Here is a 16,030-nt window from a genome sequence, read left to right on the forward strand (position 1 = left end):
TCACGTATGCTGGACTGTTACTAACTGTAATCTTCCCTAAAAATACGACACAGACTTATTCATCATCAAAATCGCGATAAGCATCCGGGGCCAAATCTTCAAAGCGCGTGTATTTGCCCACAAACGCCAATCGACAAGTACCAATAGGACCATTACGCTGCTTACCAATAATAATCTCAGCAATCCCCTTGTGAGGAGTATCTTCATGATAAACCTCATCCCGATAAACAAAAGAAATCACATCGGCATCCTGCTCGATCGCTCCAGATTCACGCAAATCCGAGTTAACTGGGCGTTTATTCGGTCGGTTTTCCAAACTACGGTTAAGCTGAGAAAGAGCAACCATAGGACAATCCATTTCTTTTGCTATGGCTTTAAGAGATCGAGAAATTTCGGAAATCTCATTGGTACGACCTTCGGTAAAACCTGGGATCTGCATCAACTGAAGGTAATCGACCATGATCATAGCGACACCACCATGCTCACGAGCAATACGACGCACGCGAGAACGCATTTCAGTTGGACTGATACCACCCGTATCATCAATAAATAGCTTGCGATCCTTGAGCATTTTCACCGCAGACATTAATTTATCCCAGTCTTCTTGCACTAATTGCCCAGAACGCATACGAGTCTGATCAATTCGGCCAAGCGAAGAAAGCATACGCATCATCAGTGATTCCGCGGGCATCTCCAAACTGAAGACAATAACAGGCTTATCACTGATCATGGCGGCATTTTCAACCAAATTCATTGCAAACGTTGTCTTACCCATGGACGGACGACCCGCCACAATAACCAAATCTGCAGGCTGCAACCCCGCCGTCATCGCATCTAAATCAGTAAAACCCGTACTCAAACCCGTAATTGCACCATCTTGATGGTAGAGCTCATCGATTTTATCGACTGTCGCACTAAGAATATCTGCGGCAATTCTTGGTCCGCCCTTCTTCTCTCCACCTTCTGCAATTTGAAATATTTTTCGTTCAGCCTCATCCAACACTTCGGCCGCAGTCATGCCTTCTGGGTGAAATGCTCTAGCAGAAATATCATTTGTTGTCGAAATAAGGCGACGTAAAACAGAGCGCTCGCGGACAATGTCGGCATAAGCCGCAATATTTGAGGTACTTGGTGTCGCTTCAGCTATCTCAATAAGATAGGACATTCCACCAATAGATTCTAAATCACCACGCTTATCTAAACGTTCGCCAATAGTAACAACATCAATTGGTTCTGATTCATCCGCCAAACGAGCAATAACGGCAAATATGGACTTATGTTCTGGTCGATAAAAATCATCCGCTATAACAAGCTCAGATACTTTCTCCCAAGCTTGCGGGTCTAGCATCAGCCCACCAACAACTGAACGCTCAGCCTCAATGGAATACGGTGGTAATTTTATAGAAGCGACTTCGGAATCATTTAGTTGCACGTAAAATACTCATACAAAACAAAAAAAACAGGGGGTTAGCTTAGCACGACCGAAAAAAAAGGGCATCTTGCAATAGCAAGATCCCCTTCTCTTATTTAAGAAAGGCTAACGCCTTCCTTAAGTAATTTGTCTAAGCAAATTACTCAGCGATTACTTCTAAAGTAACAACAACAATCACGTCAGAGTGAAGTTGAATATCTACTTCGAAAGAACCTGTGTGACGAATCGCGCCTTCAGGAAGACGAATTTCAGCTTTCTCTACAGCTACTTGTGTAGAAATTGCATCAGCGATATCACGAGTACCGATAGAACCGAAAAGCTTACCTTCATCACCAGCATTTGCAGCGATAGTAAAAGTTTTGCCCTCTAGCGTTAGTGCACGAGCTTCAGCTGCTGCTTTACGCTCCGCTGCTTTCGCTTCAAGTTCAACACGACGCTCTTCAAAGCTAGCCAAGTTAGCTTTAGTAGCCATTACAGCTTTTTTGTTCGGAATCAAAAAGTTACGAGCATAGCCTGGTTTAACAACTGCAACGTCACCAATACCGCCTAGCTTGTTTACTTTGTCGAGTAGAATAACTTCCATCTCGATCACCTCTAATTAATCATTAGCTATCACTTGAGTTGGACGCCTTATCTCGGATTCTAGAACGAATATCAACAAAACTATCAATCACACATAGTGCAACGAGAATGTTTGCAAAATACACATTCAAAACAAAGAATCCCACAAGATAAAATGCGATCAGTCCAACAATCCCAATTTCTTTCTTTGCCAAAACACCATGTACTAGAGCAAGCCCCGGCAATATTAGAGCAGGTATAGCGGCTTGGGATAAAATACTGAATGAACCACCTAAGCTTTCGCCTATTAGAATCATTCCCCCCAATACCAAACTAAACACTACTGGTAATCTTAATTGATGAAACTCAGTACGTAATCCGCCTGGATTATAGAGCCCTGCCTGCCACTTTCTCGCTAAAAACAAAGAGAGAATGGCAATGACCACTTGGAAGATGGATATTGCCATCACCGCCTGGTTAAAAATCAAATTTCTATCAGGAATTTCAGCGCCCTCATTTGACAGAACCTTCTGAACCAAGGTTACCGCTAGATTCAGAACATCCGCCATTAAAAGCGGCTGAAGCAACGTACTAATAACCGCCAGAAAACTGCCGACTAATAACACCCAACTCCACGATGTTGTTACTCTAAGTAAATAGCTTAACAACATCACATCAATTAACACCATGAGAGCCGTAGCATCTCCCTGGAGCGTCCAAAGCACAAGTGCTGGCAGACAACCCCAAGCTAATACTGGTATTCCTTCTTTTACACCTTTGCGAAGCACCACCAATCCTAAGATTGCAGCGGCTAACCAAAACATCATAGGGATTAGACCAAACACCATCACACCAATAATGGCATTCAAGCGTTTTTTCATAACCCATTTAGCTAAACCACTCATAAAAGCGCTTCTTTCAGCCTATTAATTAAAGTGGCTGTCAGTGTAAGGAAGTAAAGCAATGTAGCGAGCGCGTTTGATTGCAGTCGCTAGCTGACGCTGATAACGAGCCTTAGTGCCAGTAATACGGCTAGGTACGATTTTACCAGTTTCAGTGATGTAACCTTTCAGTGTGTCTAGATCTTTGTAATCGATCTCTTTAACGCCTTCTGCAGTGAAACGGCAGAACTTACGACGACGGAAAAAACGAGCCATGAGTGTCTCCTAATAAAAATAGATTAATCTTCAGATTCTTCAGAAACTTCTTCCGAATTGTCGTTGTTACGCTCTTCACGCTGAGGAGCAGAACGACGATCTTCACGACCTTCAGAAGCTTTAATAGGAGATACGTCAGTTACCGCATCTTTACGACGAATCACCAAGTTACGGATGATGGCATCGTTGTAGCGGAAAGTGTCGTTTAATTCAGACAAAACACTGTCAGAACACTCAATGTTCATAAGAACATAGTGTGCTTTGTGAATTTTGTTAATTGGGTAAGCTAGTTGACGACGACCCCAATCTTCTAGACGGTGAACTTGACCACCATCTTCTGTGATTAGGTTAGTGTAACGCTCAACCATTGCTGGTACTTGTTCGCTTTGATCTGGGTGAACCAGAAAGACGATTTCATAATGACGCATTTAAGCTCTCCTTATGGGTTCTTAGTCTCCACGCTCCCCCTGTTAAAAAGCTGTGAGACAAGGAGTATTGATTTACAGGGACGCGCATTATATAGCACCAATGGACAATAAGTAAACGAATTCAAGCAAAGTAATGCGAGCCCCTTCCACTTTCATACCAATCAAGAATTAATAGAACTTAATATCATACTGGTTATTTTACAGGCCTTACTAAACACAATAGAATCATTCACTCCTTACACTGACGCTATCTAAAGAATATGGATATGATGAGAAAAGCATTTTGGGTATTACTACTGTCAATATCGCCTATAGTTCATGCCAATGGCAGTTTAGGAGTAATTGGCGCCAAGTCTGAATCTGTATACAAAGAAACGAGTAGCCGCTCAGCATCCTTGCCAAACATAGGCTATGAAGGCGAGCATTTTTACCTTCAATTACCAGAGTTAGGGTATCGTTTCTTGCCAAGACAATCGTTACAAAACTTTGCCGTAGGAATATCTTATGAAGGATTAAGCTTTGATCCTGATGACTCAAGTAATACAAGCATCCAATTACTTGATGAGAGAGACCCAAGCATCATGGCTTTTGCCAGCTACCGCTTAGGAATCTTTTCAACAAAAGTTGCACAAGATATAAGTGGTAAACACGACGGTTATTACGCTCAGGTAGGGTTAGGTTATCCAATCCCTATAGGTACATGGAAAATAATACCATCGTTTTCATATCGCCATATGGACAATAAAATGAGCAACCATTTATTTGGTATTTCTAGAAGTGAATCTATTCGAACTGGGGGCGCTATTGCCGCCTATGACTCAGGTGCTATTTCTCAAATAAGATATGGGGTCAGAGCTATTTACCCTATTACATCCAATGCGAATCTTATATTAGGCATTAGCCAAACCAAATTTGATGATGATATTTTGAAAAGCCCTATCGTAGAAGACAACACAGTTAACGCTGCTTCACTGGGTTTTATCTTTTCATTTTAATCGATGCAACTTAGCTATCGCATTACATTCAGACTATTACTTTCGGAACAGATAGACCATGAGTAAACTTTCTCACAATGCTCAAGCCATGATTTTTGGGCTAGGTGCCGTGTTGCTTTGGTCGACTGTTGCGACTGCATTCTCCATATCACTAAGGCACTTCTCTCCCACCCAGCTACTGCTCGTTGCAAATGTCGTTTCACTATTTTTTCTAGCTTCACTTCTGGTGATTAAAGGAGAATTTGGCTCTCTGATGTCATACGCCAAACAATCATGGAAATCGTCTTTATTTTTTGGGGCCATTAACCCTTTTCTTTATTACCTAATATTGCTCCAAGCTTACAACACACTTCCGGCCCAAGAGGCTCAAGTAATTAATTACACTTGGGCTATAACTCTCAGTTTTATGGCAGTCCCCATTCTTAAACAGCGACTAAAAACTGCTGATTATATGGCGGCTGCCGCATGCTATTTTGGAGTACTATATATTGCAACACGTGGGCAAATAGGTTCTTTAGAGTTTTCTAACGCCTCTGGTGTCTCCTTCGCCCTTGTAAGCACAATTATTTGGGCGCTATATTGGCTTTTAAACACCAAGGATAAACGACCAAGTTTGGTTGGACTCACTCTTAACTTTGTTTTCGCATTGCCATTAATATTCATTTATGCAGCGTTAACAGGAGAACTAACCCATTGGGATAATAACGGCTTATGGGGAGCTATTTACATAGGCTTATTTGAGATGGGATTGAGTTTTGTATTATGGAATAAGGCCCTAAAGCTCACCTCAAACGCCAGCCAAGTAGCTAACTTAATCTTTCTGTCACCATTATTATCTATTGTCTGGCTCTCACAATTTGCTGGAGAGCCCATTTTACACTCTACGTTGGTTGGATTGGCCTGCATCCTAATCGGCCTTTTTATACAAAATTGGGCAAAAAGAAAAACAAAATAGCAAAGCAAAGCAAAGCAAAGCAAAGCAAAGGACATGTTATTCCTCCGTTTATTTATTGCTAGCTATTCTTTTCAAGTCGGGCAGCAAGACATCTTGGATTCAAAATGCAGGGACATTAATCTCAACTTTCGACGCCATCACTGTTGTAAGCCCCAGCAGCCTAGACATCTTTTTACACCTTGACTTCTCTCAAAGTGATATATTCCGTAATGATTATACAGCAGCTAAAGGAAATGCCGTTAATCGGCTTCTATGTCTACACTGTACTCATAGTGGGCTTCATTACTCCACAAGAATCACCAACAAAAAAACTACCCCCTATCACGCGCCATTCGGGTACTAATTAAAATACTTGAGAAAATAAATAACATTCCAAGAATGGCGTAAATATCTGGCACATGCTCCCAAACGGCCCACCCCCAAAAGCCACTAAAGACAACACCAACATAACTCACTGGTGACACTATACTGGCAGGTGCATAAGTGTAAGCCAGATTATAAAGATACATTCCAACGTATAGTGTAATAGTAACCACTGCAACCAGAGGCCATACATCAACAGGCAGAACGACAGAATCCCCTTGGATAAACACCAAGGGAAGAGACAACGCTGTCGAGACAAAGAAATACACAAACAACGTCTCTTGGCCTGACACTTGCTGTGACAACATACGTGTCGTCACCATCGACAGCGCCAAGCCAATAGCTGAAATAAAGCCAACAATATGCCAAGGATTCAAATGATCTGGCGTTGGCTGAATAATAAACGCCACACCAATAAAACCAACCACAAGCGGCACCCAACGGCTTTTCGGCACCCTTATTTTATGGAGAATTAAGACAACAAACGGCACACATAAGGGCGCGCAGGTTCTAAGCAAAGACGCCTCTACTAAAGGAATATGATTTAAGGACCAGTAATAGCAAAGAAAGCCAATGAAACCACCAAAGCTACGCAGGAAATGAATTCTCCAAACTGAAAATGGGCGCTTTTGCCAACGGCCTCGCATTTGTGGCAATAAAATTAAGGCACAAAACAAGCTTTGCCAGAAAACCAGTGTTGATACCGCAATCATGGTTTGTGCCTGCTTGGCTGCCAACGCAGTAATCGATATAACAAACGCATATGCAATTGTCATAGCAATCCCTTTTTTCAACAACTCATTGTTATCCAACACGTGGTCACTCTATATTTAAGAAAAGTAGAAGAAATATTTAACCTAACAAAACTAACTTATCGAGTGATTAAACATGACGATGCTAAATCTCTTCAGGACCAGAAACGCCAAAGTAACGAAAAAAAAGTGGATGAGGCTCAGCCTGAGACAATACCGATACGGACTCATGAGCCGTAACACAACCCCGCTCAATCAGAATGACACGTCCGCCAACCAAAGTCGCTTCCCTTGGTAAATGCGACACCAGCAAGGTCGTTAGCTCCAGTTCTTGGGTTACATCATTAACCAAGTGCAGCATTTCTTCACGCAATGCTGGATCCAGCGCACTAAAAGGTTCATCTAACAATAAGATCGGCTTTTTCCGAACCAGTGCTCGAGCAATAGCGACTCGCTGAGCTTGGCCGCCAGACAACGCCTGGGGAAAACGTTCGGCTTTATCAAGCAGCTGTGTTTTATCAAGTGCCCATTGGACTTTTTGCTTTTGCTCTTTACTCAAAGACAATGAAGGAGACAAGCCTATAGCAACATTTTGCCAGACAGTTAATTGAGGGAATAAATTATCACTTTGAAATAAGGTCGAAATCGGCCTTTCATAAGCAGGCAAAGAAAGAAGAGATGCCTCGTTGAAAGAAAGTACTCCTCGACCTGTTAAAAAGCCCCCCAGCAAATGTAGAAGTGTACTTTTCCCTTCGCCGCTACCACCAAGCAAAGTGGTGACACCGGGGGAAATATTCACACAGTAATTCGCATGAAAATTTTCCCAATCATATTGAAGATCAATCTTTAACACGAATAGTTACTCCACCAATAAAGCGAGACGAGCAATAAAACAGCATCAAGCACAAAGAGATTAATACCACAGCGACACAAGCTCCCTCTTCCAAACGATAAGAACCAATCAATTGAAACAAATACAAGGGCAAGGACACCAAGCCCTGACTACCAAATAACGCAATAACTCCCATATCCCCCAAAGAAAGCAAAAGCGCGTAACCAAATGCCTGTGCAACACTTCTTCTAATAAGCGGCCATTCTAGGCGCCACCGTGACCAAGACTGAATCCCCAAACTCAAATACACATTTCGAAAGCGCCGCTCCTGCTGGTACAGAACAGGCATAAGTGCCCGCAACACAAAAGGCAGAGCCATCACAGAGTTAACCCAAACAACAATCCAATAGCTCGACTGCAACCCGATACCAAGGTCTCGCAAAGTTAAAAACAACCCTGTGGCAATCACTAATCCTGGCACCATTAAAATCATATTACCTAAATGCTCTATTTTATTCGGCAAAAACGCCAAGTACTGACGAGCCATACAAAAACGCGCCAGCACCCCAAAACAAATACCCAGCAATAAACTCAACAACGCAGCAGGCAGCGCAATTTTCATAGAAACAAGCACAGCACCCCACAAGGCAGTCGACTGTAATGTGCTTAAAAAGACAGGTGAAAAAACAGGGTCAAAAATAGCCACAAAAGGTGGGATAACCAACAAAAGAGCACAGAGCATAGCAAGACCATCTGCCAATTTAGCTAAGATAGAATCTTTGAGAACATAACTTTTAACAGCTAACAGGCTCGCATCTTGGCGATTCACCGGGGCGAGCCTATAAACTACAACCGCAAATAAGGTACATATAAATACCTGCAACAGCGCCAAGAAACTGGCCTTATTGAGATCAAAATCAAAACGTAGCGCCTGATATATGGCCACTTCTAAAGTACTGAATTTTGGCCCGCCCCCCAGGCTCAACACCACAGCAAAGCTAGAAAAACACAACATAAAAATCAGCACAAACGCGCCTGGCAAGGCTTTCTTCATATAATGCCACTCGATCAATCGAAAGGCGGCCCAGCGAGAGAATCCCAGCTGCGAAGCCTGACGCCACTGCCCTGCTGGGATCAAATCATATCCCTGCAATAAAAGACGCACCGCCAATGGCATATTAAAGAACACATGAGCCAATAAAATCCCAACCAAGCCATATAAAGGAACTTGCACACCAAACATTTGACTCAGCCAACCAGTACGGCCATAAACTACCACCAACCCTAAAACAGCCACAATGGTTGGTACCACCATAGAAATTGAGAATAGCTGAAGAAGTGCTGATCGCCCATAAAATGAACGATGAATAAGGCAGGAAGCCACAGGTATGGCGATAAGTAAGCTGATACCACTACTCAGCAGAGCTTGCCATAAAGAAAAGCGAACCACTCGCCAAAGATAGGGCTGCTGCAGATAGCCAAGCCATGACGGCAGATCACTATAACGTAAAAGAGCCGCCAGACTGGCAGCCCCTACCAACAAGAAAATACCAACACCCATTAACGCTGGCGCGAGTCTTTTCGCCGTTCGTAAAAAGAGCAACTTAGTTCCTTCTATCGCGTCGTCGCATCCAACCACTCATCTACCCAAGCCTTACGGTTTTGCGCAACCTCAGTTGCAGGCAAAACTAAATTCTTAGCTGGCTTTAAAGCACTATCAAATGCTGATGGTAGTTTTTCATCCAGCTTAACAACAGGCAACATCCAATTCCCTGTCGCAACAGTCGATTGAAAACCGGGTTGCAAAATAAACTGCATAAAATGCTTAGCCAAATCAGGGTGAGGCGCGTCTTTCATCATTGCGGCAACTTCAATTTGTGGATAAAGGCCTTCACTAGCGGCGGCAGCTTTATACTTATTCTCACCTTCTGCCACAATATGATACGCAGGCGAAGTCGTATAACTCAATACAACATCTGCCTCGCCTTTTAAGAACAATCCGTAAGCATCAGACCAACCTTTCGTCACAGTAACAGTATGACTTGCTAAGCGCTCCCAGGCATCAGCTGCATCATTGCCATAGACAGACTTCATCCACAACAATAAACCCAAACCAGGCGTGCTGGTTCGCGGATCCTGATAAATGACTCGAAGGTCTTGATTGTCTACTACGTCTTTCAAACTACTCGGTGGATTAGAAAGCGTTTCAGAATTGTAAACAAAAGCAAAATGCCCTTGGTCAAATGGCACGAACGTTTTATCAGACCAGCCACCAGTAATAGTAACTGCCGACGTATCAACAGCATGGTTAACCAATAATCCTGTCTGTTTTGCAGCTTCCATTAGGTTTAAGTCTAGTCCCAAAAGCACATCAGCTTGAGACGATTTACCTTCTAGTTGCACACGAGACAAAATACCAACCGAAGAGTCCAACGCGACGAAATTCACTTCACATGCACACTCTTTTTCAAAGTTCGCTTTTATCTTAGGACCCGGCCCCCAATCAGATGCGAATGAGTCATAGGTATAAACATTTAGAGTATCTGCCGCCAATGATACTGGCGCAATAACCATACTAAGACTAATGGCAGTCGTAGAAAAAAGAGAGGATAAAGAAAATGGTTTCAAAGTGTCGCTCCTAAAAAATAAGTGAGCGGCGTACAGGGGAAATGGCAAGAGTGATATTTGAACTACTACACATGCTGGTAGCTCAACTTGCTATCTCGATTCCTACGCCAGCATGATCTGGATCAGGTTCGGTGGGTTAGCGGTAAAACCGCTTCTCAGCTTTAACATTTATTAAATGCTAAAACACCCCATGAGATAATGGTCGCTATTGTAAAGAGTCGCTTAGCGGAAGTCTATTTCGCTAAGCACTCTCGTCACAGCGCCTTGATTTTTTTCGGCGAAACGTAATGCAGACTGGCCTAGTCGGAATCGTTGGGACGATTGCCCCGCAAGATCAATGACAACTTTCTCTAATTGCGTCTCGTCTTGGCAACGAATCGCGCCATTCACCTGCAAAAGCTGCTCTGTAATATCTAGAAAATTAAACGTATAAGGGCCAACTATAATCGCTTTACCAAGTAGAGCAGGCTCAATCGGATTATGGCCGCCTCGTTTAATCAAACTACCACCAACAAAGGCTATATCAGAGGCCTGATAGTAATACATCAACTCCCCCATAGAGTCGCCTATCACTACATCAAACTTATCCCATTGATCCAACTCTGTTTGACTTCGAAGCGCAACGCGCTCAAAAGACTGCATAGCTGACGCCTTGACCGCCTCAAAGCGCTCCGGATGACGGGGAACCAGTATTAACAATGCATCTGGATATTTTTGCTGTAACGACTTATGAATTCGCAACAGCATTTCATCTTCACCCTGATGTGTGCTTCCTCCCACCCAAACAAAACGAGGGCCAAGCTGGCTGCGCCAATTAGCCTGAAATACCTCTGGGGGAACAGCGAGATCAAACTTGATACTTCCTGTGACCAGCACTCTCTTTGCCCCCATCGCTTCAAAGCGCGTAGCATCCGCTTGCGCATGAGCCAAAAAGCAGTCAGGTAAAGCAAACAATGGACGTGAAATAGTTGAGAACTTCTGATAACGCTGAAAAGAACGGTCACTCAAGCGAGCATTTAGCACGTCTATCCGTAACCCCCGTTGTTTTGAAAGCTGCAGTAAATTTGGCCAGAGCTCAGTTTCAACAATCAAAAGGTGTTTACAGGAAAGTTTTTTGAGCGCTCTTTTTACGCTAGAGCGCCAATCCATCGGCAAGTAGCGGTGCTCAGCAAATGGAAAAGTTTTCGCCACTTGCTCTGCACCAGTGGGCGTCATCGTCGTGATTAATAATCGATGTGTAGGAAACTTCTCTTGCCACTGAGTCACTAATGGCCGTACAGCCAAAACTTCCCCTACAGAAGCACAGTGAACCCACAAATCGGCCTCAACAGGTGACCAGAAACCAAACGCCTCTTTCGCCCTATAATTCACATAGTCTTTTTTAAATCGCCGAATTTTTAACAAAACAAGCGGCGTAAACAGACCAATTAGAATACGGTAAAGCCACATAATTAGGCGGTCGTATCACTAAACTGCTGATTATGAAGTTGAGCATAAGCCCCATTCATCGCCAACAATTCACTATGTGAACCTTGCTCAATGATTTCCCCGTGATCTACAACAGCAATAATATCGGCGTTCTCAATAGTTGATAATCGATGGGCAATAGCAATAGTCGTACGGTTTTCCATCAAACCGTCTAACGCTGTCTGAATAGCACGCTCAGATTCAGTGTCTAATGCCGAAGTGGCTTCATCTAGTATTAAAATCGGCGCATTTTTCAGGATGGCTCGAGCAATGGCTATGCGCTGACGTTGACCACCAGAAAGCAACACACCATTTTCCCCGACCATGGTTTCTAATCCGTGATCAAGTTCTTGAATGAAGCCCCACGCATTTGCTGCTTTCGCCGCATCAACAACATCGTCATTGCTAGCATCACTCAGGTGACCATAAGCAATGTTTTCGCGAATCGTACCGTTAAACAGAACTACTTGCTGATTAACTAGAGCAATATTTGAACGCAATTCCGTCAGTTTATAATCATTGATAGAAACACCATCAATACTAATGCTGCCTTCATCAAAATCGTAAAAACGAGGAATCAAATTTGCCATGGTAGACTTACCACTACCAGATCTCCCCACCAACGCTAAAGTCTTACCTGCTGGTAATGATAGATTAATATTCATCAAAGCTTTTTTATCAGCATCAGGGTATTTGAACGACATAGAGTGCCATTCAATATTCCCTTTTAAGCGGTCTATTGACACTCCTCCCTTGTCGACCTCTTCTTCCATATCGAGGAAGTCAAAAATGCTGTAGGAGGCCGCGATGCCTTTTTGCAAAATACTATTCACCTCCGTCAACTGACGAATAGGTTTGCCCAACATGCCCGCAGCGGTCAGAAAAGCAATAAAGTCCCCTGGAGACATATGAGAACTGATAGCAGGACTCAAAGCGAGCCAAATCAAAACAGCCATCATCAAAGCAAGAATAAACTGCACAATTGGAATATTCAGGGACTTAGTCATTTCCATTTTTAACTGCGAGCGTCGATTCTCATGCGCAGCTTTATTAAATCGCTCAGTTTCGTAATGGCTACCGCCAAATATTTTGACAACCTCATGCCCTTTAATCGCTTCAGATGCAACATCTGTTACACCTCCCATAGCATTTTGAATACGGGTACTCAATTTACGAAAACGCTTAGAAGCGTAAGACACCACCAAGCCTATCAAAGGAATAACCACTAAAAACAGTAAAGAAAGACGCCAATTCATGTAGACCATATAACTGAACAAACCAACAACAGTTAACCCTTCACGTAGAAGAACTCGTATTGCTTGAGTGATAGACCCAATTACCTGCTCTGTATCATATGTTAATTTAGCAAGTAGTCTTCCAGTAGGAATAGAGTGATAATAATTAGAAGGCAACAACACTAATTTGTTAAACATGCTGGTTCTCAAATCAAACACAACATTATTAGCCACTTTTGCCATAAAATAGTTACCTAAAAAAGTACCTACCCCTCTAGCAATGAATACACCCAGAATGGCCATAGGTATCAACAAGCGTCTTTCTGAAATACTACCCACTGAGACAATATCAACAATATGCTTTAACAAAGCGGCCAAAGCGGGTTCCATTGCTGCATAAATCACATAGCCGATGACACTTAACAGTAAATAGAACCAAGACGAACGCACATACCCCAACAAACGAAAATAAATTTTCATGCCAGATACGGTCGCCTTTTGAGGTAAAGCCTCAACATTATCTTTATCTTGCATTTATAAGTTCGCTTTTTCTATGATTGAGGTAGTTGAATAACCATCAACAAAGGTTAACACCTTAACATCTCCACCATGAGCTAAGACATGATCAGCACCAACGATTGTTTCTATGGAATAATCCCCACCTTTAACCAAAACATCTGGAGTTAAGAATTCAATAATTTCTTTTGGTGTGTCTTCATCAAACCATGTCACCCAATCAATTGCCCCAACCCCTTCGAGTACAGACATACGATGAATCAGGTTGTTTATCGGGCGTTTTTCCCCCTTGAGACGCTTAACCGATGAGTCTGTGTTAACAGCAACAATCAAGCGATCCCCAAGAGCCTTAGCCTGTTTCATATAAGCAATATGACCCGGATGAAGAATATCGAAACATCCATTCGTAAAAACGATTTTTTCACCATCCATTTGCGCGAGTTTAATTTGTGCAAGGAGATCATCAGGGGAAAGCACGCCAAAGTTAGAACTATGTGAACGTTGAAACATAATGGCTTCAAGTCGTTCAGCACTAATAGAGGCTGTTCCAAGTTTACCGACAACATAGCCGGCAGCTTGATTCGCGTATTCAACCGCATCAATGAAACGCTTACTTGTCACATAAACAGCGGTCAATACGGCAATAACGGTATCACCTGCGCCAGTAACATCAAACACTTCTTTAGCCGCCGTAGCCAAAGAGAAAGGAGGTTTGTCCTCACTCAATAAAATCAAGCCATCTTCTCCACGAGTGACTAATAAAGCCTTCCAGCCAAATTGCTCTCGTAGAGCGTTGGCTTTTTCTTTCAGCTCTTTCGTTGAATGACACTTGCCAACAATAGTTTCAAACTCAAGCAAGTTCGGCTTAACTAAAGTTGCCCCATGATAAATGGAGAAGTCATTACCTTTAGGATCAACAAAGCTTGGTACCCTAGCAGCATTTGATAGTTTAATTAATGCCTGAACATCTGCCAGACAGCCTTTAGCATAGTCAGAAAAAATAACGGCATCAGATTCGGGCAAACACTCTTCGACCGTTTTTGCCAAGGCATCGTTTTGAGAGAGGCTATCTTCACGTTCCTCAAAGTCCAAACGAATAAGTTGCTGATGACGGCTCATAACCCGTAGCTTAGTGATAGTGGGCAAGGTTTCTGAGCGCACAAATCGACAGGTCACACCCTCTTTTTCTAAGCAGCGAGACAATATATCAGCATTTTCATCATTGCCTACCACACCAATTAGCGTTACAGAAACGCCTAATTTGGCTAAACCAAGCGCAACATTTGCTGCGCCTCCTGGTCGATCTTCAATGTTTGAAACTTTAACCACTTGTACAGGAGCTTCTGGAGAAATACGAGAGGTGCCGCCATGCCAATAGCGATCTAACATAACATCCCCAACAACAAGGATGTGCTTATCTTTAAAATTTAGATACGAAGAGTTCATAGCCACATAATAATCGATTTTTAGAGGCACTCATCTTATCATACTACTCTGCTAAGTTGGACATACCTAAAACATACGAAATAAGGCTTTTACACAATGCTGAATTCCGCTCTATTATCTAGCCAATCGTTCTTATTTGATGAGCTTTTAAACAATTGGTCTCGTTATGGTATCAACAAGGAAGATGGCCATAGCTATGAAAGCATGAATCACGATTGGACAAACAACACCCTTGGTCGTGTTCGCTTATTAACTCAATGTCGTCAATTGTATACTTTTAGCCATGCCTGCCAGATCAAGAATGTACCAAAGTGGCGAGCACAGTTAACTCCTCTATTCGACTTTATCACCTCTAATTATTTTACCCGCGATCGTTGGACTTTTTCTTTACACGACGACCTTTCTTTAAAAGACGAGCAGTCTGACGCCTATGCTCTAGCCTTTGTTCTACTGTCTTTTAGCTACTACCACACTGTAACAAGGGACGATCGCGCTCTTCAATTCATGAAAAAAACGCATTATTTTTTACTAGAAAACATGCAAGCTGAGTCTGGTGGTTTTTATGAGTCGTACCCGGTGCACAGTAAACAGGTACGACGTCAAAATCCTCATATGCATTTACTAGAGGGCTATGTAGCCGCTTTTAAAGCAACACATGATGAAGAATATAAAGAGGCCATCCAGTCTCTACTTTCATTATCGCTCAAGCACTTCTATCATAAAGAAACAAAGACTCTACGAGAATTTTTCAGTACAGATTGGAGCCTTGATCCTAAAACAGGCAATCAAGTAGAGCCTGGGCATCACTTCGAATGGGTATGGCTGCTCTTCCAAGCAAATAAAATACTGCCTAACTCGGAGTACACTGATTTAGCTCAACAACTATGGTTAACGGCAACCCGTTATGGTCTCGCAGAAAATGGTGGTATTTATAATCAAATAGATGGAAATACCCATCAACCTCTCGATAGAGAAAAGCGTATTTGGCCAATCACTGAATATTTAAAAGCCATCACTGTTATGCCCATTGGAAAAGAGGAAAAAATAGATCGCTTGGTTAAGGCTGTCAATTTCATGCAACAATACTATTTACTCCCAAATGGACGCTGGAATGAATACCTTAACGAAGACAACTCAGCAAAAGACTTTCCACTCCCAGGAACCAGCAGTTATCATATTTTTCTCGGCCTGACAGAAGTGATAGCATGGGCAAAAGCGAACAACAGTTTTCATGGTTCTTTCTGAGTTTAGCTCACAACTCTA

The 16,030-nt window shown here is 42.7% G+C and carries 15 protein-coding genes and 1 riboswitch; of the genes, 3 read left to right on the top strand and 12 right to left on the bottom strand.

The features are described from left to right. Positions 1-55: 55 nt before the first annotated feature. The 5 genes from dnaB to rpsF form a co-directional block, all read right to left on the bottom strand. A complete protein-coding gene (gene dnaB / locus DFP77_RS00885; RefSeq protein WP_114410418.1) occupies positions 56-1,432 on the bottom strand; it encodes a replicative DNA helicase in 1,377 nt (458 codons plus the stop codon). 139 nt (positions 1,433-1,571) lie between these two features. Continuing rightward, positions 1,572-2,015, bottom strand: coding sequence for a 50S ribosomal protein L9 (rplI, locus tag DFP77_RS00890; RefSeq protein ID WP_114410419.1), 444 nt, complete (start codon positions 2,013-2,015; stop codon positions 1,572-1,574). Between the two features lie 22 nt (positions 2,016-2,037). Next, a complete protein-coding gene (locus tag DFP77_RS00895; RefSeq protein ID WP_114410420.1) occupies positions 2,038-2,898 on the bottom strand; it encodes a hypothetical protein in 861 nt (286 codons plus the stop codon). Between the two features lie 21 nt (positions 2,899-2,919). Continuing rightward, complete coding sequence (rpsR, locus tag DFP77_RS00900; protein WP_013662377.1) at positions 2,920-3,150, bottom strand: 30S ribosomal protein S18; 231 nt, start codon at positions 3,148-3,150, stop codon at positions 2,920-2,922. 23 nt (positions 3,151-3,173) lie between these two features. Next, positions 3,174-3,578 carry a 30S ribosomal protein S6 gene (gene rpsF, locus DFP77_RS00905; protein WP_114410421.1) on the bottom strand — a complete coding sequence of 135 codons (405 nt, stop codon included), beginning with the start codon at positions 3,576-3,578 and terminating at the stop codon, positions 3,174-3,176. 266 nt (positions 3,579-3,844) lie between these two features. Here rpsF and DFP77_RS00910 point away from each other — a divergent pair, with 266 nt between their 5' ends. Together DFP77_RS00910 and DFP77_RS00915 are read left to right on the top strand one after the other, a co-directional pair. After that, complete coding sequence (locus DFP77_RS00910; RefSeq protein WP_258860996.1) at positions 3,845-4,573, top strand: MipA/OmpV family protein; 729 nt, start codon at positions 3,845-3,847, stop codon at positions 4,571-4,573. A gap of 58 nt (positions 4,574-4,631) precedes the next feature. Next, the gene (locus tag DFP77_RS00915) at positions 4,632-5,528 is read left to right on the top strand and encodes a DMT family transporter (RefSeq protein WP_114410423.1); all 897 of its coding nucleotides are present in this window, start codon (positions 4,632-4,634) and stop codon (positions 5,526-5,528) included. A gap of 311 nt (positions 5,529-5,839) precedes the next feature. Here the strand turns inward: DFP77_RS00915 and DFP77_RS00920 are convergent, their stop codons facing one another. The 7 genes from DFP77_RS00920 to hldE all read right to left on the bottom strand — a co-directional run bounded on the left by DFP77_RS00920 (position 5,840) and on the right by hldE (position 14,767). After that, positions 5,840-6,667, bottom strand: a complete 828-nt coding sequence (locus DFP77_RS00920; protein WP_258860998.1) for a DMT family transporter — start codon at positions 6,665-6,667, stop codon at positions 5,840-5,842. A 121-nt stretch (positions 6,668-6,788) separates the two neighbouring features. Continuing rightward, entirely contained in the window at positions 6,789-7,496 is a 708-nt protein-coding gene (locus DFP77_RS00925) for a thiamine ABC transporter ATP-binding protein (protein WP_114410425.1), read from the bottom strand. Next, positions 7,483-9,078: a thiamine/thiamine pyrophosphate ABC transporter permease gene (gene thiP, locus DFP77_RS00930; RefSeq protein WP_258861001.1), complete on the bottom strand. Its 1,596-nt coding sequence runs from the start codon at positions 9,076-9,078 to the stop codon at positions 7,483-7,485. The genes DFP77_RS00925 and thiP overlap by 14 nt, the downstream gene beginning before the upstream one ends. Positions 9,079-9,089: 11 nt before the next feature. Next, positions 9,090-10,103 carry a thiamine ABC transporter substrate binding subunit gene (gene thiB / locus DFP77_RS00935; protein ID WP_239543976.1) on the bottom strand — a complete coding sequence of 338 codons (1,014 nt, stop codon included), beginning with the start codon at positions 10,101-10,103 and terminating at the stop codon, positions 9,090-9,092. Between the two features lie 81 nt (positions 10,104-10,184). Continuing rightward, positions 10,185-10,304: riboswitch (TPP riboswitch) on the bottom strand. Between the two features lie 21 nt (positions 10,305-10,325). Then, a complete protein-coding gene (locus DFP77_RS00940) occupies positions 10,326-11,552 on the bottom strand; it encodes a 3-deoxy-D-manno-octulosonic acid transferase (RefSeq protein WP_114410426.1) in 1,227 nt (408 codons plus the stop codon). A gap of 2 nt (positions 11,553-11,554) precedes the next feature. After that, positions 11,555-13,339 carry a lipid A export permease/ATP-binding protein MsbA gene (msbA, locus tag DFP77_RS00945; RefSeq protein WP_114410427.1) on the bottom strand — a complete coding sequence of 595 codons (1,785 nt, stop codon included), beginning with the start codon at positions 13,337-13,339 and terminating at the stop codon, positions 11,555-11,557. Next, positions 13,340-14,767: a bifunctional D-glycero-beta-D-manno-heptose-7-phosphate kinase/D-glycero-beta-D-manno-heptose 1-phosphate adenylyltransferase HldE gene (hldE, locus tag DFP77_RS00950; RefSeq protein WP_114410450.1), complete on the bottom strand. Its 1,428-nt coding sequence runs from the start codon at positions 14,765-14,767 to the stop codon at positions 13,340-13,342. 96 nt (positions 14,768-14,863) lie between these two features. On the opposite strand from hldE, the gene DFP77_RS00955 reads away from it, so the two are divergent. Continuing rightward, on the top strand, positions 14,864-16,012 hold the full coding sequence (locus DFP77_RS00955) for an AGE family epimerase/isomerase (protein ID WP_114410428.1): 1,149 nt from the start codon (positions 14,864-14,866) through the stop codon (positions 16,010-16,012). The last annotated feature ends 18 nt before the right edge of the window (positions 16,013-16,030 follow it).

Origin of the sequence: Marinomonas foliarum (genome assembly GCF_003337275.1) — a bacterium.
In the GTDB taxonomy this organism is placed as follows: Bacteria; Pseudomonadota; Gammaproteobacteria; order Pseudomonadales; family Marinomonadaceae; genus Marinomonas; species Marinomonas foliarum.

Coding starts and splice junctions, on each gene's coding strand:
- DFP77_RS00915 (WP_114410423.1), top strand. CDS start 4,632: ATGAGTAAACTTTCTCACAATGCTCAAGCCATGATTTTTGGGCTAGGT.
- rpsR (WP_013662377.1), bottom strand. CDS start 3,150: ATGGCTCGTTTTTTCCGTCGTCGTAAGTTCTGCCGTTTCACTGCAGAA.
- DFP77_RS00910 (WP_258860996.1), top strand. CDS start 3,845: ATGATGAGAAAAGCATTTTGGGTATTACTACTGTCAATATCGCCTATA.
- rpsF (WP_114410421.1), bottom strand. CDS start 3,578: ATGCGTCATTATGAAATCGTCTTTCTGGTTCACCCAGATCAAAGCGAA.
- DFP77_RS00920 (WP_258860998.1), bottom strand. CDS start 6,667: ATGACAATTGCATATGCGTTTGTTATATCGATTACTGCGTTGGCAGCC.
- DFP77_RS00895 (WP_114410420.1), bottom strand. CDS start 2,898: ATGAGTGGTTTAGCTAAATGGGTTATGAAAAAACGCTTGAATGCCATT.
- rplI (WP_114410419.1), bottom strand. CDS start 2,015: ATGGAAGTTATTCTACTCGACAAAGTAAACAAGCTAGGCGGTATTGGT.
- DFP77_RS00955 (WP_114410428.1), top strand. CDS start 14,864: ATGCTGAATTCCGCTCTATTATCTAGCCAATCGTTCTTATTTGATGAG.
- DFP77_RS00940 (WP_114410426.1), bottom strand. CDS start 11,552: ATGTGGCTTTACCGTATTCTAATTGGTCTGTTTACGCCGCTTGTTTTG.
- hldE (WP_114410450.1), bottom strand. CDS start 14,767: ATGAACTCTTCGTATCTAAATTTTAAAGATAAGCACATCCTTGTTGTT.
- msbA (WP_114410427.1), bottom strand. CDS start 13,339: ATGCAAGATAAAGATAATGTTGAGGCTTTACCTCAAAAGGCGACCGTA.